Below are 19876 nucleotides of genomic sequence, written 5' to 3' on the forward strand. Positions count from 1 at the left end.
TCGAAGCGGAATTACGGCTCCGCTTCACTGAGGAGTTACTTCATGACCGAGACGGCACCCCCCACGAGTGTGACTGCTGCCTACCGACTCACCTATCTGATACTCGCACTCGCAATCACGGCCTATTCGTTGCTGCAGTCACTGGTCGCGCCGGTACTGCCACTGCTGCAGCACGATCTGAACACCGATCGAAATACCGTCACCTGGATCCTCACGGCTTACCTACTCGCAGCGGCAGTCGCTACCCCGATAGTCGGTCGCATCGGCGACATGATCGGTAAGAAAAAAGTACTGACGGCGGTATTGATCATCGGTTGCGCCGGTTCGGTTCTCGGGGCCCTGGCATCGTCGATCACCGTCATGATCGCAGCCCGGGCGATTCAAGGAATCGCCAGCGGCATCATCCCCTTGACTTTCGGAATTGTTCGCGACGAATTCCCCCGCAACAAGGTCACCGGAGCGGTGGGCCTCATATCTGCCTTGCTCGGCGTTGGCGGCGGTCTGGGTCTCGTGCTGGGAGGACCGATCGTCGATGCACTCAACCCGCACTGGCTGTTCTGGATTCCTGCTATCACCTTCGGCATCACTGCCATCGCAGCACACCTGATCGTTCCCGAGTCCCCGACCCGAACTCCCGGTAACGTGAGTTGGATTGCAGCCCTACTACTTTCGTCCTGGCTGATTGCGTTGCTCGTCGCAATCAGTGAGGCCCCGAAGTGGGGGTGGGCGTCGAGTTCGGTCCTCGGCCTGCTCGTGGTGGCGCTCGTTCTGGCAGTGCTCTGGATGAAATGCGAACTACGAAGTAAGAGTCCATTGATAGACATGGCGATGATGCGTATTCCCGCGATATGGACCACCAACCTGGCAGCATTGTTGATCGGAATCGCAATGTACTCGATTTTCGCATTTGTACCGGCCTTCCTCCAAGGAACACCGGAAGCCGGCTACGGATTCAATTCGACTATCACCGAATCCGGCTTGATCGTGTTGCCACTGTCGGCAGCGTTCCTTCTTGCAGGAATCGGTTCCGGCCCCCTGTCGCATCGTTTCGGAGCGAAGTCAGTGTTGGTGGGCGGTTCCGTAGTCGCCACTGCGTCCCTCCTGATCCTGGCGTTCGCACATTCAGCGATCTGGCAGATCATGGCATCGATGCTGCTGATGGGAATCGGCTTCGGCCTCGCCTTCTCCTCGATGTCGGGCATCATCGTGCACGCAGCTCCTTCGCACCAGACAGGTTCCGCCAGTGGCACCAATGCAAACATCCGCACAATCGGTGGCGCGCTGGGCTCGGCAATGATGGCCAGCGTAGTAACGGCGCACGTACTACCCGGCGGGCTTCCCGCCGAATCCGGTTACACCACAGGGTTTGCCATACTGGCCGTCGCCAGCGCACTCGGCGGCACCGCAGCACTACTCATCCCGAACAAGCACACACCCATCGCCGTTCCGGACGATGTGTCACTCAAGGATGAGTCAAGCACAGCTACTATGTCGAACTGACATGGCAACACACAAGACAACGAGTGACAAACCGCTCCGCAAGGACGCGGCGGAGAACCGTCGACGGATCCTCGACGCCGCAGCTCAGGTGTTTTTCGCCTCCGGCCTCGAAGCCGGCGTCGAAGAAATAGCCCGCGTCGCCGGCGTCGGCATCGGCACCTTGTATCGACGATTTCCCAGCAAACAAGCACTGATCGACGAAATGGTCGGCGAGATGAGGCTGGGGCTGGCCGCGGCAGCTCGCGAGGCGACAGGCCGAGAAGACGGGTCGGGCCTCGAAGCGCTGGTGCTCGAAACTGGCAAACTCCAAGTAGTGCAGTGGGCGTGCCTACCCCAGTTGTGGGATCACTCGAACGCAGAACCTGAGGCCCTCGCAGAATTTCGCACTCGCACCGCCGAACTTCTCGAGACCGCTCAGCAGTGTGGTCGCATTCGTAGCGACATCACTCCCACCGACATCACCATGCTGTTCTGGGCATTGCGAGGCATAAGCGAGACATCACATTCCGCTGCGCCCGATGCGTGGCAGCGTCACCTGGAAATCGTGTTCGCCGGAATGCGGCCGGTAACCGACGGACCCTTCGCTGGGCCACTGCACACGAAGGCACTCTCGGCCACGCAGGTGCGCAAGATCAACAGGTAACGCTACCGCCGACACCAATGCCGACTGATACTCGAGCCCAACAGTGTTGGTAACCTACGAAAGTGACACTCTCAGCTCCGTCGAGCACGCGGCTGACACCGCGACGCGCTACAGAATCTGATAAAGAGGTTTGCGCCGCCGAATCGGTGTGGCACCGTCACAAGCCCGGATCGCCTTCCCGCGGCATCGTCAGCTGCCTGCGTTCACGAGAATCGCGCTCGAAACAACATCGAAGAGGCGATCCGCGCGTGGCGCGAGCGAGGCTTGATCTCCTAGCCAGGCGAGCGCCACCACCGGCGCAAAGAGATCTGTGCCGTCAAGGTCGGATCGCGCCATGCCCGCGTCTTGGGCACGAATGAGGAGCCGCGCACCTGCAGCCCGCATGGTCACGCACGAACCATGGAGTGCCATCAGGGTCGTCACACCTCGAAACCACCGTCCGGTACCACTCGACGCCAACGTGACGGTACTGATCAATGGCGCGGCAGGCGGGGTGGGGCACTTCGCGTTGCAGTTGGCGAAGTGGAAAGGAGCAAGGGTCATCGCAGTGGCATCGGGCGGGTATGAAGCCGGTCACCCCCGCCAGCAGATAGCCGCGAAACCGCTCCGCATAATCTTCTTAGTACGTCGCCATTTGACTCCGCCGTTTCTCGGTTGGTCAGCGCAGCAATCGGGGCGTAGTCCGCAAGATTCCGCGGCGTATCAGCACTCCCCGCAGACTGAATCCGGACATCGTGACAATCATATTTACGTCCGATTTCGTTGGCCCGGAACGAATCCGTGCACACGCGCTGCGACCACCACAATAATAACCACGACGATCATCACCAGCGCGGCGAACGGGAAGAAGCCCGGACCGGACGCACCCAGTGCGATTCCGCCAAGCGCCCCACCTCCGAAGATCGCCAAATTGGCCACGGTGGTGAGCATCGAGTTCGCTACGTCGGCATCCGGCCCCGACGCATCCGCTAGCGCAGTTTGCAGTAGGGGTGCAGCTCCACCGAAAGACATGCCCCACAACACAACTGATACGACAAATATGATGGGGTTGCTGCCAAGGGTCGCCAAAATGGCGGTACTGACCGCGAAAATAGTCAAGCTCGACAAAACAAGTGGTCGCAACATGCGATCAACCAGAACACCAGTCACACCAAGCCCTGCAAGAGAAGCAACTCCGAAGATCGCCAACGCGACGTCCACCCTGATTCCCACGTCCAGATGTTCGATGATTGGGGAAATGTATGTATAGAGCACGTTGTGCGCGAGGAACCAGCCAAGGACCACCGCGAGGATCGACCCCACGCCCGGAATGAGTACAACCCGGCGCAGCGGGGTTTGGGCCGTTCGGTTCTGCCCCGAGGCGTCCGGGACCGCCGAGATGATCCACACAATGAGCGCGACTGCGGCAACCGACATGACCACAAATGTTGCGCGCCAACCGGTCACTGTGCCGAGGAACGTTGCCAGCGGGGTCCCGAGGGCAAAGGCAACGGGAGTCCCTGCCATCGCAACGGTGAGTGCGGTTCCGGCAACAGCCGGGGGCGATATCTTTCGGGCGTACCCCGCGAGCATCCCCCAGACCATTCCCGAAAATGCACCGGCCACAAATCTCGCTCCGAGTGCGATAGCAAAGTCAGGTGCCACGGCAGTCAACGTGTTAGCCACGACGAATCCACTGACCGCGACGATCAAGATCGGCTTACGTCGATATCCACGAGTGAGAGCGATCGCCGGTATCGCGCACAAGACCGCTCCAAGTGCGTACGCGCTGATCAACTGACCGGCCGCGGCCTCACTGATCACAAGCCCGTCCGAGATTTCGAGAAGTAAACCGGCGGGCAGCGTCTCGGTCATGATGACGATGAATGCTGTTGCAGCCATTGCCAACAGCGCCGACCACGGTAGCTGGTGACCGGACGAATGCCGGCCGAGCGAAGTATCATTTTCAGCGATACGAGGAGTTGTTGTCGTCTCAGATACCAATTTCGGATCATTCACTCCATAACTCAAACATTCGCAATCACTCTGCCGCAAGCCATTATGGATCAAACAGTCTGTAATTCGCGACACACCAAACCCTTAGGGAGCGTTGCCAATGCGCGAAACAAAACCTGCGCAGGAGGGGCGTGGCCGCAACGTAGATCTGGATATGCCACTGACACTGCTGCTCTTTCACATTCGATCGCCAATAGATCGGCTACCGCCACCGGGGTGGCGGTTTGAGCCATAGACGAGAACACGAGCAAACAACGCGGTTCGTCGAGCGTCACATCTGCTCGATCTCGGCAAAGACGGTCGCAGCCTCCACATTCGGAGACTTTGCATGGGGCAGTTGGGAATCCGGTCAGGCCACCTTGGCTGACGTAGGCCAAATTGCGAGCACGGCGTCCGCCGCGGCGTGGAGGTCTCGGGCGGGCACGTCGTCGCACACTTGCGTGGAAACCCCGAGCAGGAAGCTATGGATCATCGATGTGAAACCATCCACATCGGTGTCTTCCGGCAGCTCCCCCACCTCGATGCCACGAACGACGCATCGCCTGATCCCTGCCCGGTCCGCGGCGCGGCGTGCCGACATCATCTGGCGCACCGCGGCTTCGCCGTCGCCCGGCGCGCGGACGGTGCCTGACAGGGCGACGAGGCAGCCTCGGGGGTGGGAGGTGTCGGTCTGCATGTCGATCGATGCATGTAGCAGCCCGGCGACCGCCTCACGCGGACTCAGGGTCTCGTCGGCGAGGACTTCGCTCACGCTGCCCGGCCCGGCAATGTAGTACTCGGCCACTCGTTCGAATAATCCGTGCTTGGAACCGAAAGCCCCGTACAGGCTTGCCGAGGACAGGCCGGTAGCCTCACGCAGCTGCGTCACCGAGGTCGCGTCGTAGCCTTGTTCCCAGAACAGCCGCATCGCAGCTTGGAGAACCTTCGGCATGTCGAAGGCCCGGGGACGGCCGAGGGTGGACACAGCGACCTCCTTATTGGAACGAGTAATCCATTATAGCAGCGCGGCCCGCCGGGGCGTGTAACCTGCCCCCGGCGGACCGTCCCGAAAATTGCGATACCCGGTTACACAGCCTCGGAAAGAGCCGCGAACTCGTTGTCGGACAGTTCAATTCCGGCAGCGTTGATGTTGTCCTCGAGATGTGCCACGGATGATGTTCCCGGAATAGGCAGGATCGCCGGGGAACGTTTGAGGAGCCATGCCAGGGCGAGTTGCGACGGCGTCGCACCACGTTGTTCGGCCAGCGCCGCCAGCGGGGTGCCTTCCTGCGCGAGCTTTCCAGTGGCTAGCGGGAACCACGGAATGAAACCGATGCCGTGTTCCGTGGCGTAGTCCAGCAGTGGCTCGGCCGTACGATCAGCCAGATTGAACAAGTTCTGGACCGAGACGATCTCGACTATCGCCGACGCGGCCTCGACATCGTCGACGGACACCTCCGAGAGACCGATGTGGCGAATCTTCCCTTCCTCTTGTAGCTCTTTCAACACCCCGACCTGCTCCTCGAGGGGGACTTTGGGGTCGATGCGGTGCAACTGGAACAAGTCGATGCGGTCCAGACAGAGGTGCCGCAGGCTCATTTCGGCCTGTTGGCGAAGATACTCAGGTCTGCCCACCGGACGCCACTGGTCGGGGCCCTGACGGGTGAGCCCGGCCTTGGTGGCGATGACCAGACCCTTCGGGTAGGGATACAACGCCTTCTTGATGAGCGGTTCGGCGACGGCCGGACCGTACGAGTCGGCCGTATCGATGAAGTCGACGCCGAGCTCCACCGCCCGGCGTAGTACCCGTACAGCTTCGTCCGGATTCTTCGGATCTCCCCAGACTCCCGGGCCGGTCAGCTGCATCGATCCGAAGCCGAGGCGGGTGACCGTCAGGTCGTTTCCGAGGGTGTGGCTCCCCGCTGCCGAGGCGGGCCGCTGGTCTGTGCTCATAACAAATCTCCTTGGTGTGTTGCCAGTTGGACGCGCCTGTCACTTTGCGCGCGTACATGTCTGTGATTGCGGTGGCGGAGTGGGCGTCAGCGAGCGTCTATCGCGTCGGTCCAGGGGCGCCAACGCCCGGATTCCACGGTCCCCATTTGCTGATCCGCGAAGTGAACACCGAAGCCGTATACCCCTTCTCTCGTGAGGTAGTCGATGAGCCGGAGCCGTGAGCGTTCGGCCTCGTTTCTGTCGGCGTCGAGGAGCACCTCCCAATCGGGGTGCATCACCTGGACTGGTGAGTGCAGGGCGTCACCGAATGCCACGACCTCCCGGCCGTCACCGGTGTCGAGGATCCAGGCGGTGTGTCCCGGGGTATGTCCGGGGAGGGACCACGCTCGGATACCGTCCGCGATTTCGGTCCCGTCAGTCACGACGACTGTTCGTTCGTTCTGACCGGCTAGTACCGGCGCCGCTCCGTCCGCGACGCTCTCCAATTCTCCCTCGCCGACCATCCACCGCGCCGTGCTGAACAGGCTCCGGGAGTCCCCGGTGGCGTCGGGTCGGGCCCACCCGGTGTGGTCGCCGTGGAAGTGGGTGAAGGCAACCATCTCCAACCCGGCCGGGTCCACGCCCAGCGCCGCGAGTGATGCAGGAAGGTCCCGGACATGACCGAAGGCGTGCTGGAAATGCTCCACTTCGTCACCGGAGATGTGGCCGTGGCCGGCGTCGATGAGCAACCGGGTGTCGCCCCTCTCTACTAGTAGGGCTCCACATCCCATGGACAGGTGGCCGGCGCCGGTCATATGCGGGCCGTGCTCGCCCCATTCCTCTTCCGTGGAGGACGGGTACAGCCGGTCCGGGATCATCGTCACTCCTGCATCCGGGAGGTAGCTCAGGGTCAGTTCACCCAGCGTGCGTGTCCAGAGTCCGGGCACCCGGAATCCTGAGTCGTCGCAACTCGGGCCGTCATGCCGCACACGATCGTCCCTCTCGGCACTGTCCGTCGCGTTCAGTCGATCGTGCGTTTCTTGCGTGGTCACGGAATCGTGCCTTTCGTCATCGTGTGCATGAGAATTCGAGAGGTGCGGTCTACTCACTGGTCGACCACGCGGATCGGCGTACCGGCGCCGTAGGCGAGGATGTTCTTGAGCGCGTCGGCGTAGAAGATCTTGTAGGCCCCCTCGGTGACGTATCCGAGATGCGGGGTGAGCACCGTGCGCGGGGAGGTTCGCCACGGCGAGTCTGCTGGGAGCGGCTCGATGGAGTGGACGTCAAGGCCGGCCCCGCCGATCACCCCGGCGTGGAGGGCCGCGAGTAGCGCCTCCTCGTCGACGACAGCACTACGAGAGGTGTTGACCAGGAACGCATCCGGTCGCATGAGTGCCAGCTCTTCTCGACCCAGAAGCCCGGCAGTGCGGGCGGAAAGTTTGAGGTGAACCGTCACCACATCGGAGGTCGTCAGCAATTCCTCCTTGCCGACCGGAGTGACACCTAAAGCTCGAGCGTGCACGTCGTCGAGGTTGCTGCTCCACGCAACGACGTCCATCCCGAAAGCGAGCCCTACCCGCGCCACGCGGGTGCCGACGCCGCCGAGCCCGATAACACCGAGACGGGCGCCGTGCAGGTCGCGCCCGACGGTCCGCTGCCAAGCTCCCTCACGTACACTGCGGTCCTCGGCGGGGACGGAGCGGGCAAGTGCGTGGATCAGCCCCCAGGTCAGCTCGGCTGTCGAGGTCAGTCCTGCCCCGCGCGTGCCCGACACCACGATCCCTCGCTGCCTGGCCGCCGCCACGTCGATAGCCGCATTGGCAGGACCGGTCGTCACCAGCAGTTGCAGATCCGGCAGCCGGCTGATGATCGCGGCAGGAAACGCGGTGCGCTCACGCATGGCAACAATGACGTCGAACGGCCGCAGTGCAGCTATCACGTCGTCGGGATCGCCCAGGGGTTCAGTGAACACAGCGACGTGAGCACCGTCCGGCAAAGCGTTCCAGTCGGCGTACTGGCGTGCGACTCCCTGGTAGTCGTCGAGGATCGCCACTCGGCGGATTTCAGACACGGTCGACCCCTTGACGGTTGACGGAGATCGGGCTCTGTCGAGTTCCGGTGGTGCCTGCTGTGGCCGACGGCACGGCAAGCGGTCCGGAAGGGCTGGGGTGGAGAATCTCCAATACCCACGTCCCGACACCGATTAGCGCAATCACCATGCCGAGCACGCACATCCCCAGCCACCCTACGACCGGGTACAGCGCCGCCGTCAACGCTGAGGCGACGGTGCTGCCGGCGAATGCGGAAACCATAAGGGCTGTCGTCACCCTGCTCCGAGCATGCGGGGCTCGGTGGTAAATCGCGCTCTGGTGGCTGATCAACAAGGACTGCTGAGCTAAGTTGAGCACCACGATTCCAGCAACCAGCGCGATCAAGCCACCCAGTCCGCCCATGTCGGCGATGGCGAGCACAGGCCAGCTGACGGTCAGCAGGATCAATCCGCCCGTAGTCACCTGACGGCCGCGCCCGCGGTCGGCGAGCCTACCGGCACCCATCGCGGCGAAAGCTCCGACGACCCCGGCCAGTCCGAACAATCCGATGGCCGCGGGCCCATACGCATACGGCTCGTCGGCCAGCAGGAACGACGACGCGGTCCAGAGAACGGTGAAGCAGCCCATACCGGCCGCTGCCAAGACCATGCGCCTGCGAAGCAGAGATTCGGAACGCACCAACGTCAGCACGGAGCGCAGAAGTTGAGGATAAGTAGTGTGCTCCGAGGGTGGTACGGGGTCCAGGACCAGCCGCAACACAACTGCCAGGACTGCCATCAGGACCGCGGCGAAGACGTACACCAGATGCCAATCGCCGATTTCGGCAAGCAGCCCGGCGATTGTCCGCGCAATCATGATTCCGATGAGCAGACCGCTCGTCACTGTGCCTACCACTGCCCCACGCTGGTGGCTCGGCGCCAGCGACGCGGCCAGCGGCACAACGATTTGCGCCACCGCAGAAGTAACCCCGACCACCGCGATCGCGGCGAGCAGCGATGCGAGTGCCGGGGACGCGGCCGCACCGAGGAGAGCGGCGGCACTCGCGCCGAGCAGCACAGTCACCAGGCGACGCCGTTCGAGCACATCACCCAGAGGCACCAAGAGCGCCAATGACAGCGCATAGCCGACCTGCGAGACAGTAACCACCAGTCCACTGGCCCCCTGGGACACCCCGAGCGACTGCGCAATCACCGGGAGCAACGGCTGGGCGTAGTAGATGTTCGCCACTGCCGCGCCACAGACCACCGCCAGCAACAATACGGTCGCCTGACTCAAAGCCTTTGGGCCACTGGATAATTCCTCCATATCCAAGGTCGCTGAGCGAGTTCGGACCGTTTCACTCTCACCTATATCTGGATCAGTCATTCCGTAATAGTTGCCGTCACAAGTCCGACGGTCAAGCCTTTTGCGGATCAATCAATCCATAAGTGAGTAGAGTCACTGTCCAGACCGCTTCGAACGAGACGCGGCCACATCGACTACTTCTCGACTCGTTCGATCCGGCAACTGCCCAGTACGGCTCGGATCAGACGACGCCTGGCCGGGGTTCGGATACCAGCCACACCGTTCCACGAAGGCGTCATGTTCATGGAAGTTCAGATCAGCGACGCGAACGCTTACCCCGAGATTTGCGAACCGCCGGCCTCGGATCCTTGTTCGCAACTTCCGACAACAAGAACTCGTCACTCAACGCACACCACAATATTCGCGTACACGTCATCATCCGCTGCGGGTTGGCAGGCCGTCCGCGACGAACATCGCGTGGGCATCCCCCGAGGACGCGCAGCGACCTGGAAAACTCAAACTCCTGCTATGCGGGATTCTGCACACCCCAAGAGTTTTGAGCCGTGACCGCAACCCAAAACAACGTCCACAACGCGGCCTAGGGCTGGTCTTCGCCTCCTGGGCTATAGGCCGAGGCCACGCTCATTTGCCTCCGCCTTGAGCAGGCGGACAGTGAGTGCGAGCCAGCGTGCCCGCTCCGGCCCGGTCAAGGCCGCGAAGGTATTTTCCACGTCGCTCTCGAACCGGGAGCTCGCAGCGTCGATCAAGGCTCGACCGGCAGGCTCCAGACGCACACGAACCGCCCGCCCGTCCTGCTCATGCTGCGTGCGGGTTACGAAACCGCTGCGCTCGGCGCGGATCACCAGACCGCTCACGCTGGATTTATCTACACCCAGATGCACTGTGAGTTCGTTGATGGTCGGTTCGCGGTCACGCAGGATGCCCAGTAGACGCATCTGCTGAATCGACAGCCCCGCCTCCGAAGCGCGCGCTTCCATACGCGCGTTCGTCACGAACGAGAGCCGCCCCAGAACCTCGGCCTCGGACAGTTCGCTCTCTTCACTCACGTCACCAGTCTAGCAATAGTACGTCGCACGCACTATATTAGTGCGTGTCACGTACTAACTAGGAGATTTCATGGAACACATCAATGCCGCCCTCATCGAGTCACTCGGAGAACCGCCGCGCTATCGGTCCGTCCCTGCGCCACAGGCTGATCCACACCATGAGGTGGCGGAGGTGCTCGCCGTCGGGATCCACCCGGTCACTCGGGCAATCGCCTCGGGTAGTCACTACGCCAGTTCGGGGACGCTCCCCTTCATCCCCGGCATCGACGGCGTCGTTCGCAGGGCAGATGGGTCACTCGCCTACGTCGGCGGCCCAGGCAGCGGCACGATGGCCGAGAGAATACTCATCAACCCTCGCTCCGCCGTCCCCCTGCCCGCGGACGCAGACCCCGCGACCGTGGCAGCCTCGATGAATCCGGCGATGTCGTCCTGGATTGCGCTTCACGCCCGTGTTCCGTTCAGGCCTGGCCAGTCAGTACTGGTGATCGGTGCCACCGGCGCCGCCGGATCAATCGCGATCAAGGTCGCGCGCCATCTCGGAGCCGGACAAGTGATCGCGGCCGGCCGCAACCAAGAGCGCCTCCACCAACTCCTTTCCGAAGGGGCAGACAAGGTTGTTTCGCTTTCCCCGGACGATGACGTGACCACCGCGGCACTCGCCGGCGCCGCGGCCGACGTCGACATCGTCCTCGACTACGTATGGGGAGCGCCGACGGAACTCGCCATGCGCGCCATCCTCGACGCGCGTACGGATCACACCCAACTGCTCGACTGGGTGCACATCGGTGGCACCGGAGGACCTACGATCACGCTTGACGGTTCCGATCTCCGGTCAAATGCCCTTCGGCTCAGCGGAAGCGGATTCGGCTCCATCGACATGCAGCACGCCGGTCTGCCCGAGCTCGCCTCGGCCGTCGCTTCGGGCGCATTGACGATCCGCCCGCGCCCCGCCGCCCTCGTAGACATCGAAGAAGCATGGACGTATCAGAACTCGCCAGGCGAGAGGACCGTCATCATTCCCTGACCTGCATTGTCTGCCGCTTCAGATGTCTACGATGACAATTGGTCGCGATGACGTTCAACGGCGCCTTGACGCCTCTGCTGACGCGCAGGCCGACCCGGCACACATGTGAAATCGAAACTGGGCGTAGGCTCCGAAATCGCAACCTCGCATGGAAGATGTTACTGCGGAGCATCTTTCATCGAGCGGTCCACCGGGTGGTCGTCAGAGTGTTACAACGATCTTGCCAACCTGCTGCCCCTGATCGAGGTAGTGGTGCGCGTCAACAATGTCGTCGAGACGGAATACTTTGTCAACGGTCGGTTTGAGCGCACCAGTTCGGATACCGGCAGACAGGAATGTCGCGATACGATGCACCACCTCGCTGTCGAGGACATGCTCGAAGCTCATGTAGCCGAAGATGGTCAGGGGCCAGTTCATGGGAAACTCCGCGGGACGGGGGTCCAACCAGCCCACCGCTACCAGGGTGCCACCGAACTTCGCAACCTTGGCCAGATCGACCAGCCCGGGTCCCATGACCGAGTCCAGAATGATGTCCGCTCCAGCCCCGTGGGTGTATTCGCGAACCACGTCAACCACGTCGTCGCGGTCGGTAGCGACGGCCACAGCGGCACCGGCCGCCAACAGGATGTCTTTCTTCGCAGCGTGCCGGGTGATCGCGATGGGGATCGCGCCGATCAGGTTGGCGATCTGAATGGCAGCCAAGCCGACCGCGCTGGAGGCGGCTGTGATCACGACATGGTCGCCGGGTTGCATCTTGGCTTTCTCGACGAGCGCACCGTAAGCGGTGGAATACGCCACCCACAGCGCGGCAGCGCTGGTGGCGTCCAACCCCTCGGGCCGCGCGATGACCGCGTTGGCCGGCATCAACACATACTCGGCGTACGTCCCGTTGACGTCCATATCGGGTACTGCTGTGACGATGACCGCATCGCCAACGCTGAACCCCTCCACTGCCGAACCCACAGCATCGACTAGTCCTGTGCCTTCACAGCCAAGTCGGCTCCGCGGTAAATGAACAGGACCGGGATAGGAACCTGAACGCATCATCTGGTCCAAACGGTTGATACCGATAGCCTCGATCTTTATCCTCAGCTCGCCCGCAGCGGGGACTGCGACCGGCTCTTCGACGATCTGCAGGACTTCTGGACCACCGAACTCGTTGAACACGACAACTCGGGACATGGGAAGGACTCCAATTCTCTTTGCGCGGTGTGTCAGTGGCGAAGGATCAGCTTCCGTTCGGCTGACCCGACTGCACGCCGACAACGCTACTGAGCCGACGGTTACCTCCTGGTACCTTCATGGACATGGATCCGATGACTGGAGATGTTCTATTCGTCGACTGCCCCGCCCGTCTGGCAATCGAGATCATCGCCGACAAATGGTCCGTCGTCGTGGTGTTCGCACTCAGTCAACAACCGTGCCGCCACAGTGAACTCGTCGATCGCATCGGTGGCATCTCGCGAAAGGTGCTCACCCAGACGCTGCGCAAACTCCAGGGATATGGGCTCGTCGAACACCAGTCCAGCACCACTACGCCGACACTCAGTAAGTACCAGCTCACCGAACTAGGCCGGACGTTGATCGAGCCCATCGAGGTCCTCACGGAATGGGCCCGAATGCACGGCGAAGCCGTCGCCGACTTCCAAGAGTCCGAACAGGCTCGACCCCTTGGTGAACAGCGTTGAATTCCGTTACCCGAAAACGATATTGAACAATCTCATTTCTGCTCGAACGCCCTCGACTCCCCTACCCCGGCGCCGGTTCTCTGCAGATAGCTTGTCCCGCTACTGTTTCCGGACGGCAGCAGGCGCCCCGGGTGGCGCAGGGCACAGTCGAACTCTAGTGGAAGGCCACCGCCTGCGATCATTCGCTGCCTCACGCTGTCACGATCCGTTCTCCAAGCGTTCCCGGTAAACGAGGAGCTGGTGCCCGGGCGCACTCGACACACCAAAAGCGTGGAAATCGATTGTCAGAAGACCTCGTTCGTGATGAAACAGTTCCTTTGTTTCGTACGTCTTCGGCTGAACGTCGTGCATGGCCCAGAACGCCGGAAATTCCGGACTGTTCCGACGCAATTTCTCGATGAGTTCACGAAACCTCGCCGGAGTAGCTCCGAAATCAGCGCTAGCCCGTAAATTCGCCACAGTAGAACGCGCCGACGCTTCCCAATCAACGAAGAACGAGCGCCCAAATGGGTCGAGAAGCACCATCTCCAGAAGATTCCTTCTTGCATCGAATCCACTGAACAAGTCCTCAGCGTGCGCGTTGAGCGCGATGACATCGAGGACGGGATCAAGGACAATTGCTCCTGCCTCCTGCCATGTCTGAAGCAGCATGAGAAGTTCCTGGGGCACAGGAGGGTTCACAGCCTCGCCATCGAGTTTCCATGCGACACCGGCGAGGGTGTAGAGATGTCGTTGCTCATCGAGCGTGAGCCTCAGCGTGCGCGCCAAGGACGCGAGGATCTGTTCGGAAGGGTGACGTTCCCGCCCCTGCTCCATACGCCGGTAGTAGTCCACGCTGATGTCGGCATCCATCGCTACCTCGTCGCGCCGAAGGCCCGGAACGCGTCGATGCCCGACAAGTGGAATGCCGAGCAATTCGGGCTGAACCCTTGCGCGTCGGGTCTGGAGGAATTGTCCCAAGTCTGCATGCGGCATGGTCGAAGCTTACGGCCGGACGACAATCCGACCTCCCTTGTGAGGGTGGCCCTGTCGCGGCCTCCCTCACTGACCGTCGGACACGCAGGCTGGTGATGTGAACACAACACAGCAGACCACCAGCACCGCCCAGATCATCGCCGGGACACCCCTCGCCGGCCGAGTCGCCGTCGTCACCGGAGCCTCCAGCGGCATCGGTGCCGCCACCGCGCAGCGCTTCGCCGAACTCGGCGCCACAGTCGCTCTCATCGCCCGCCGCGGCGACCGCATCGATGCACTGGAAGATCACATTCGCGCCAATGGCGGCACAGCTCTTGCACTTCCGACCGACATCACCGACCGCGACGCCGTCCTTGCGACCGCGAATCGGATCGCCAACGAACTCGGCACAGTTGACCTTCTCTTCGCCAACGCAGGTGTGCAGCTCATCTCCGGAATCAGCGACCTCGCCGTCGCGGACTGGGAGGCTCAAATCGATCTCAACATCAAAGGCACAATGAACACCATCGCGGCGTTCGTCGGCCCATTGCAAGCGGCCGCCGCATCAGGAGGACCGGCAGACCTCATCGTCACATCCTCAACCGCCGCCGTCCGATATCTCGAAGGATTCCAGGTGTACTCGGCCACCAAGGCGTACCTCACGCAGCTCACCCGACTGCTCCGAATGGAACTCGGCAGAAAGAAGATCCGCGTTTCCGCCATCGAACCAGGCATGGTCGACACCGAACTCCCCGACCATGTAACCGACACCTCTGCAAGCAAGCTCATGGCTGACCTCATCGAACAGATCGACGTGCTGCAGTCCGAGGACATCGCCGAAGCTGTTGCATTCATCGCTTCCGTGCCCAAGCACGTGAACCTCACCGAAATCCACATCCTCCCTACGGAACAGGCCATCTGACCCGGAATTGAGCATGTCGGGTGGGGCGACACCTCACGCGTCTCCTCACCCGACACGTCCCGAAACTTCGGTTGTCCCGAGTACTGATCAGACTGCCTGCACTTTCGCCGCATCAACGCCTGCGGCGGCTCGCGAACCCTCAACGAGCGGTGAGCTATCAACCGTTAAACAGCGTCGAGAACACTCACGTAGTTTGCAACCGCCGGCCCACCCATGTTGTGCACCACACTGCGGCGAGCAGAGCCCAGCTGCATGGCCCCGACGGTGCAGCTGAGTTGCATTGCCGCCAGAACATGTTGGGAAACTCCCGTTGCGCCCACCGGATGCCCCTTGGATTTGAGACCACCGGATAGGCTGACGGATAGCCGACCACCCGGCAGCACTGTGCCGTCGTGCTGGTGGCGCCGGAATTCCCGCTTTCTACAGGCCACCGGGGTCGCAACCGAAGTCGTCGATGGGAAACCCCACGCCGATTTCGACGGCCGAACCTACGCGCACTCGAACGCGGAATCGTCGCGGACGTCGCACTTGTGCGTACACACATCTCGGACGCTGACGGCAACCCCACGAACTTCGGAGTGCGCCGTTCAGCGTCGGCGGTCATTCCCCGACGTCCCAGAACCGCCCGAAAGTCGTTCGACGATTCAAGGTTTGCGTCTCATGTCCATACATTTCGTTCACTGATAGTAGACATTTGGGTTAGAATCATCCGATGACTGCTTCGGACTCGATCGACACGCACCGCAACACCGGCGATCCCGCGACAGGGTCGCGAGCGATACGCCCACTGGTCTGGATCTCGAATGAGTCATCGCCAAACAAGTTCGCGCACTGTGGCGTTCGACAGGTCTGTCAGCAGGCAACATGGCGGCGAAGGTCGGTGTTCCGAAGGCAATGTCGACAAAAATCTGTTCCGCAGAGCTGACCCGACGCGTGAAGCCGTCTATGTCGAGGCCGGCCGCGACGCAGGGATCGCGGGGCGTGGAACCCGGGTGGGCCACCGTGATCGACACCAGCAAAGTGCCTCCTCCATTCCGGCATCCGGGTACCGAAATCCTCTATATGTTCGAAGGCGTCACGGTGTGTGGCCACGGAGAATCCGAATACACACTGCGCCGCAATGATTCACTGCTTCTCGACGGTGAGGGCCTGCACGGTCCACCCGATTTGGTCCGACTGCCGATCAAATTCCTGGCAGTAACCGCCTACCCGATCATCACGAGGACTGAACCGGCTTCAACATCGAAGCGCCCTCGGCTGCAAGGAGCCTTACAGTGCCACTCCCCACCGAACTGATCCGGCGCGGAGACCGCCGACGAGTACCGTGGAAAAACGGCGCGGGCGTGACCGACGAGATCGCAGTCGACGCCACGGTGGCACCTCGGTGGCGCGTGAGCGTCGCTGATCTCGGCGACGCCGCAACAGAGTTCTCCGCATTCGAGGGCCGCAGCCGCGTGTTCACCGTCATCGGCGCATACGGTGTCACGTTCGAATGGAGGGGCGGAACAACCGCGATCGAACCGCTGCAGCCGTTCGGCTTCGACGGCGAGAGAACCCCCAGGTGCATCCCGGATGGCACGACAAGTGCATTCAACGTCATGGTGGACCGACGTACGACGACAGCATCCGTGTCCGTGCACGACCTCGTCGACTCTACTGTGGACACGGATATACACGCTGTCACCGTCTTCTACGTGCACAGCGGCCGTGTCGAAGCCGGATCTCGGTCGGCCGACGCAGGAGACTGCATCGTCATTCGCCTCGACTCGGTCGAAATCCGCGGGACCGGAAAGGTTCTCATCGCCGAAATTCGCGATCGGCCAATCCCAGGGTGACACCTACAGCGATACGCCTCCGTTCGTGCACTACCATCGCATGCCCGAATTCCCCCCAGTTACCCGCAAGAGTGGCCCTCGACACGCAGGGCATCATCGACGACGTCGGTTTTGGCATTTCCTCGAATCCGCGCGATACCCCTGGCATTCCGGCGGATGCCAATCGAAGCAGTCGCGTGAATCGGCCGGATGACGGTCGAAAACCTCACGCAGGCATTGCTATCCAAAAATCTCTGTCACGTCGAGCTGACAAAGACGTAACACGAATGACATAACCGATGTGTTTCATAGTGGATAACAACGATTCATCCGCTGAAACAGTTTCGAACTACTTGGTCCGGCTTACCGGCCCACACCACAGAACTCTCCGCACCGAAAAGGATCGACACGTGAGCGACACGACCAAGTTCTTGATCATCGGCGGCGGCCTGGAAGGACTGGCCATCGCGTATTCCCTTGCAGAACGAGGGGAAACCGACGTTCTGGTTCTCGAGCGGGATACTCTGTGCTCGGGCATGACCGGCAAGTCCAGCGGCGTCGTTCGCTGCCACTACGGCACACCGTCATTGGCCGCAATGTCCTGGTACGGCATCGATACCTTTACTCGCGCCACCGAAATCTTCGACGACGACATGGCATTTCGACAGTGTGGATACGTCGTCGGAGTTGCCGAGAACAATGTCAAACCGCTCGAAGCCAACATCGCCATGATGCAGCGCCTGGGCATTGCCACCGAATTCATCGCTCACGACAAGATGGCCGAGCTGTGGCCGGGTCTGCACCTCGACGACTTCGCGCTGTTCGCCTACGAACCACTCGGCGGTCGCGGCGAGGCATACATGGCGGGCATGGCATTTGCCGCAACCGCCCGTAAGATGGGCGTCAAGATCCGACAAAGCACCCCCGTCGTGTCACTGTTGCAGAACTCGGCAGGTACGGTCTACGGCGCTACCTTGACCGACGGTTCCGAGGTACATGCCGAGCACGTCATCCTCGCCACCGGCCCATGGGCACCCACCCTCGCCGCGGGCGTCGGTGTCGACATCGACGTCAAAGCTCAACGTGCACAACTGGTTCTGGTCGATCAAGGTGCTCCCACACCGGAAGTTCCGGTACTCTCGGATCTGGCTGGGCTACAGTACATCTGCCGAGAGCCCAACGGCGAACTCCTTGTCGGAAACTCCGATCATCAGGCGCCGGAGTACATCGACCCGGACAAGTACGTCAATCGCGCCGACGACGCTGCGATCGAGAAGAACATCATGAAGCTCGGACACCGGTTGCCCGACATGCCGGACCCACGGATCACCAGCTCGTACGTCGGCGCCTATGACGTGACGCCGGACTACAACCCGATCATCGGGCCCTCTCCTGCCGACGGGCTGTTCCTCGCGACCGGATTCTCCGGCCATGGATTCAAGATCTCTCCCGCAGTCGGCAAGCTTGTCGCCGATCTGCTGATCGACGGCCACACCACACTCCCCAACGTCAACGCGGCGGACTTCCGCTACTCGCGGTTCGCCGAGGACGACTTCCTCTTCAGCCTTCATCCCTATGAAGGTGCAGGCGAAATGCGTTGACACCGAACTGCATCGGTTCCCACACCCTACTTCCCAGAAGGACCTTCCATCATGGCTGTAGACACTTCTGAAGCCGCACCCTCCACCGCGACGGCACTGGATCCCTTACCGACGCTGTCGGAGGTCGCCCACGCGAGCAACACCACCTTCATCCTCGCCCTGTTCGTGACGATGTCCGGCAAACCCTGCGCCAAACTCGTCCCCATCCAAGCCGTCAGGCAACTCGAAGAGGACGGCGTCGGATTCGCCGGTTACGCAGCGGGTCACATGGGTCAGGAACCCAAGGACTCCGATCTTGTCGCGATCCCGGACGTCAGTTCCTTCACCCCGATTCCTTTCGTCAAACCCGGACTCGCCCTGGTCCACTGCGATCCATACGTCGAAGGCAAGCCGTGGCCGTACGCACCACGCATCATCCTCAAGGAACAACTCCGAAAAGCCGCCGAACTCGGTATGACCGTCAATGTGGGCGCCGAGATCGAGTACTTTCTCGTCAACCGCGTGGACGGGGAACTCGTTACCGCCGACCGCTCGGACACGAGCAACAATCCGTGCTACGACGCCCGCGACGTGACCCGGATGTACGACCACCTCACCGAGGTGTCCGAAGCGATGAACACCCTCGGCTGGGGCAACTACGCAAACGACCACGAAGACGGAAACGGTCAATTCGAGCAGAATTTCGACTATGCCGACGCTATGACCACAGCCGACCGTGTGATCACCCTGCGCTACCTTCTCTCCGTCATCGCCGAGAAGCGCGGAATGCAAGCGACATTCATGCCGAAGCCGTTTACCACCCGCACCGGAAGCGGGCTGCACATGCACCTGTCGCTGTGGAACGACGCCGGCGCGGTCTTCCCAGACCCCCGCGACGAACTGGGACTCGGACTCTCCCCCACCGCGTACTCCTTTGTCGCCGGCATTCTCGAGCACGCCTGCGCGCTCCAGGGCCTCATCGCTCCAACCGTGAACTCGTACAAGCGAACCGGCGCTACTGCGACCACCAGTGGCGCAACGTGGTCACCTCGCTACGCCACCTACGGCGGCAATGATCGAACTCACTACCTCCGGGTGCCGGACAAGAACCGCGTCGAACTGCGCGGCGGGGACGGATCGGCAAATCCGTACCTCGCGGCTGCGGGTGCGATCGCCGCCGGCCTCGACGGTGTACGGCGAAATCTCCACCCCGGGAAGCCCGGCAGCGGGGATTCCCCGAGCGAGATGCTCCCCATGACACTGCTCCACGCGATGGACGCCTTGGAAACCGACTCGGTCCTGACCGACGCGCTCGACGTCGCGGGCACCGGCGTCGCCGAGTATTTCGCGAAGACCAAGCGTGAGGAGTTCTTCGCCTGGCACAACACCGTGTCTTCGTGGGAAGTCGACCACTACCTGACAGCGTTCTAGCTCATTTTCCGA

The 19876-nt window shown here is 61.8% G+C and carries 19 protein-coding genes; 8 read left to right on the forward strand and 11 right to left on the reverse strand.

Features of this window, described 5'->3' with window-relative positions; genetic code table 11:
* Positions 1–42 precede the first annotated feature (42 nt).
* Together FFI94_RS18035 and FFI94_RS18040 are read left to right on the forward strand one after the other, a co-directional pair.
* The gene (locus FFI94_RS18035) at positions 43–1500 is read left to right on the forward strand and encodes an MFS transporter (RefSeq protein WP_138869042.1); all 1458 of its coding nucleotides are present in this window, start codon (positions 43–45) and stop codon (positions 1498–1500) included.
* A gap of 1 nt (position 1501) precedes the next feature.
* Positions 1502–2143: a TetR/AcrR family transcriptional regulator gene (locus FFI94_RS18040; RefSeq protein ID WP_185993235.1), complete on the forward strand. Its 642-nt coding sequence runs from the start codon at positions 1502–1504 to the stop codon at positions 2141–2143.
* A 189-nt stretch (positions 2144–2332) separates the two neighbouring features.
* Here FFI94_RS18040 and FFI94_RS34040 read toward each other — a convergent pair whose 3' ends face one another.
* The 8 genes from FFI94_RS34040 to FFI94_RS18085 all read right to left on the reverse strand — a co-directional run bounded on the left by FFI94_RS34040 (position 2333) and on the right by FFI94_RS18085 (position 10451).
* A complete protein-coding gene (locus FFI94_RS34040; protein ID WP_221937758.1) occupies positions 2333–2686 on the reverse strand; it encodes a hypothetical protein in 354 nt (117 codons plus the stop codon).
* A gap of 204 nt (positions 2687–2890) precedes the next feature.
* Positions 2891–4141 carry an MFS transporter gene (locus tag FFI94_RS18055; RefSeq protein ID WP_260684188.1) on the reverse strand — a complete coding sequence of 417 codons (1251 nt, stop codon included), beginning with the start codon at positions 4139–4141 and terminating at the stop codon, positions 2891–2893.
* Between the two features lie 346 nt (positions 4142–4487).
* A complete protein-coding gene (locus FFI94_RS18060) occupies positions 4488–5102 on the reverse strand; it encodes a TetR/AcrR family transcriptional regulator (protein ID WP_138869044.1) in 615 nt (204 codons plus the stop codon).
* 101 nt (positions 5103–5203) lie between these two features.
* Positions 5204–6070, reverse strand: coding sequence for an aldo/keto reductase (locus FFI94_RS18065; RefSeq protein ID WP_138869045.1), 867 nt, complete (start codon positions 6068–6070; stop codon positions 5204–5206).
* 86 nt (positions 6071–6156) lie between these two features.
* Positions 6157–7101, reverse strand: a complete 945-nt coding sequence (locus FFI94_RS18070; protein WP_138869046.1) for an MBL fold metallo-hydrolase — start codon at positions 7099–7101, stop codon at positions 6157–6159.
* Between the two features lie 53 nt (positions 7102–7154).
* On the reverse strand, positions 7155–8120 hold the full coding sequence (locus tag FFI94_RS18075) for a D-2-hydroxyacid dehydrogenase family protein (protein WP_313905534.1): 966 nt from the start codon (positions 8118–8120) through the stop codon (positions 7155–7157).
* Positions 8113–9465, reverse strand: a complete 1353-nt coding sequence (locus tag FFI94_RS18080; RefSeq protein ID WP_221937759.1) for an MFS transporter — start codon at positions 9463–9465, stop codon at positions 8113–8115. The genes FFI94_RS18075 and FFI94_RS18080 overlap by 8 nt, the downstream gene beginning before the upstream one ends.
* Before the next feature lie 542 nt (positions 9466–10007).
* Entirely contained in the window at positions 10008–10451 is a 444-nt protein-coding gene (locus FFI94_RS18085; RefSeq protein WP_138869047.1) for a MarR family winged helix-turn-helix transcriptional regulator, read from the reverse strand.
* 70 nt (positions 10452–10521) lie between these two features.
* Here FFI94_RS18085 and FFI94_RS18090 point away from each other — a divergent pair, with 70 nt between their 5' ends.
* Positions 10522–11475, forward strand: a complete 954-nt coding sequence (locus FFI94_RS18090; protein ID WP_138869048.1) for a zinc-binding alcohol dehydrogenase family protein — start codon at positions 10522–10524, stop codon at positions 11473–11475.
* A gap of 201 nt (positions 11476–11676) precedes the next feature.
* Here FFI94_RS18090 and FFI94_RS18095 read toward each other — a convergent pair whose 3' ends face one another.
* Positions 11677–12657, reverse strand: a complete 981-nt coding sequence (locus FFI94_RS18095) for a zinc-dependent alcohol dehydrogenase family protein (protein ID WP_138869049.1) — start codon at positions 12655–12657, stop codon at positions 11677–11679.
* 125 nt (positions 12658–12782) lie between these two features.
* Here FFI94_RS18095 and FFI94_RS18100 point away from each other — a divergent pair, with 125 nt between their 5' ends.
* The gene (locus tag FFI94_RS18100) at positions 12783–13163 is read left to right on the forward strand and encodes a helix-turn-helix domain-containing protein (protein WP_138869050.1); all 381 of its coding nucleotides are present in this window, start codon (positions 12783–12785) and stop codon (positions 13161–13163) included.
* 198 nt (positions 13164–13361) lie between these two features.
* On the opposite strand, the gene FFI94_RS18105 is transcribed toward FFI94_RS18100, so the two are convergent.
* Positions 13362–14138 (reverse strand): helix-turn-helix transcriptional regulator, encoded by a 777-nt coding sequence (locus FFI94_RS18105; RefSeq protein WP_221937760.1) that lies wholly within the window; start codon positions 14136–14138, stop codon positions 13362–13364.
* 97 nt (positions 14139–14235) lie between these two features.
* Here FFI94_RS18105 and FFI94_RS18110 point away from each other — a divergent pair, with 97 nt between their 5' ends.
* On the forward strand, positions 14236–15039 hold the full coding sequence (locus FFI94_RS18110; protein WP_138869051.1) for an SDR family oxidoreductase: 804 nt from the start codon (positions 14236–14238) through the stop codon (positions 15037–15039).
* A 164-nt stretch (positions 15040–15203) separates the two neighbouring features.
* On the opposite strand, the gene FFI94_RS34765 is transcribed toward FFI94_RS18110, so the two are convergent.
* On the reverse strand, positions 15204–15470 hold the full coding sequence (locus tag FFI94_RS34765) for a thiolase C-terminal domain-containing protein (RefSeq protein ID WP_397495458.1): 267 nt from the start codon (positions 15468–15470) through the stop codon (positions 15204–15206).
* Between the two features lie 843 nt (positions 15471–16313).
* On the opposite strand from FFI94_RS34765, the gene FFI94_RS18130 reads away from it, so the two are divergent.
* The 3 genes from FFI94_RS18130 to glnT all read left to right on the forward strand — a co-directional run bounded on the left by FFI94_RS18130 (position 16314) and on the right by glnT (position 19864).
* Positions 16314–16874 carry a HutD family protein gene (locus tag FFI94_RS18130; protein WP_185993236.1) on the forward strand — a complete coding sequence of 187 codons (561 nt, stop codon included), beginning with the start codon at positions 16314–16316 and terminating at the stop codon, positions 16872–16874.
* 389 nt (positions 16875–17263) lie between these two features.
* Positions 17264–18454: an FAD-binding oxidoreductase gene (locus tag FFI94_RS18135; RefSeq protein ID WP_138869053.1), complete on the forward strand. Its 1191-nt coding sequence runs from the start codon at positions 17264–17266 to the stop codon at positions 18452–18454.
* 51 nt (positions 18455–18505) lie between these two features.
* Positions 18506–19864 carry a type III glutamate--ammonia ligase gene (gene glnT, locus FFI94_RS18140; RefSeq protein ID WP_138869054.1) on the forward strand — a complete coding sequence of 453 codons (1359 nt, stop codon included), beginning with the start codon at positions 18506–18508 and terminating at the stop codon, positions 19862–19864.
* The last annotated feature ends 12 nt before the right edge of the window (positions 19865–19876 follow it).

Source organism: Rhodococcus sp. KBS0724 (genome assembly GCF_005938745.2).
Lineage (GTDB): Bacteria > Actinomycetota > Actinomycetes > Mycobacteriales > Mycobacteriaceae > Rhodococcus_F.

What these genes read in the sequence shown, in the direction of transcription:
- FFI94_RS18035 (WP_138869042.1), top strand. Translation starts at nt 43, where the DNA reads ATGACCGAGACGGCACCCCCCACGAGTGTGACTGCTGCCTACCGACTC.
- FFI94_RS18040 (WP_185993235.1), top strand. Translation starts at nt 1,502, where the DNA reads ATGGCAACACACAAGACAACGAGTGACAAACCGCTCCGCAAGGACGCG.
- FFI94_RS34040 (WP_221937758.1), bottom strand. Translation starts at nt 2,686, where the DNA reads ATGACCCTTGCTCCTTTCCACTTCGCCAACTGCAACGCGAAGTGCCCC.
- FFI94_RS18065 (WP_138869045.1), bottom strand. Translation starts at nt 6,070, where the DNA reads ATGAGCACAGACCAGCGGCCCGCCTCGGCAGCGGGGAGCCACACCCTC.
- FFI94_RS18080 (WP_221937759.1), bottom strand. Translation starts at nt 9,465, where the DNA reads ATGACTGATCCAGATATAGGTGAGAGTGAAACGGTCCGAACTCGCTCA.
- FFI94_RS18090 (WP_138869048.1), top strand. Translation starts at nt 10,522, where the DNA reads ATGGAACACATCAATGCCGCCCTCATCGAGTCACTCGGAGAACCGCCG.
- FFI94_RS18095 (WP_138869049.1), bottom strand. Translation starts at nt 12,657, where the DNA reads ATGTCCCGAGTTGTCGTGTTCAACGAGTTCGGTGGTCCAGAAGTCCTG.
- FFI94_RS18100 (WP_138869050.1), top strand. Translation starts at nt 12,783, where the DNA reads ATGGATCCGATGACTGGAGATGTTCTATTCGTCGACTGCCCCGCCCGT.
- FFI94_RS18105 (WP_221937760.1), bottom strand. Translation starts at nt 14,138, where the DNA reads ATGCCGCATGCAGACTTGGGACAATTCCTCCAGACCCGACGCGCAAGG.
- glnT (WP_138869054.1), top strand. Translation starts at nt 18,506, where the DNA reads ATGGCTGTAGACACTTCTGAAGCCGCACCCTCCACCGCGACGGCACTG.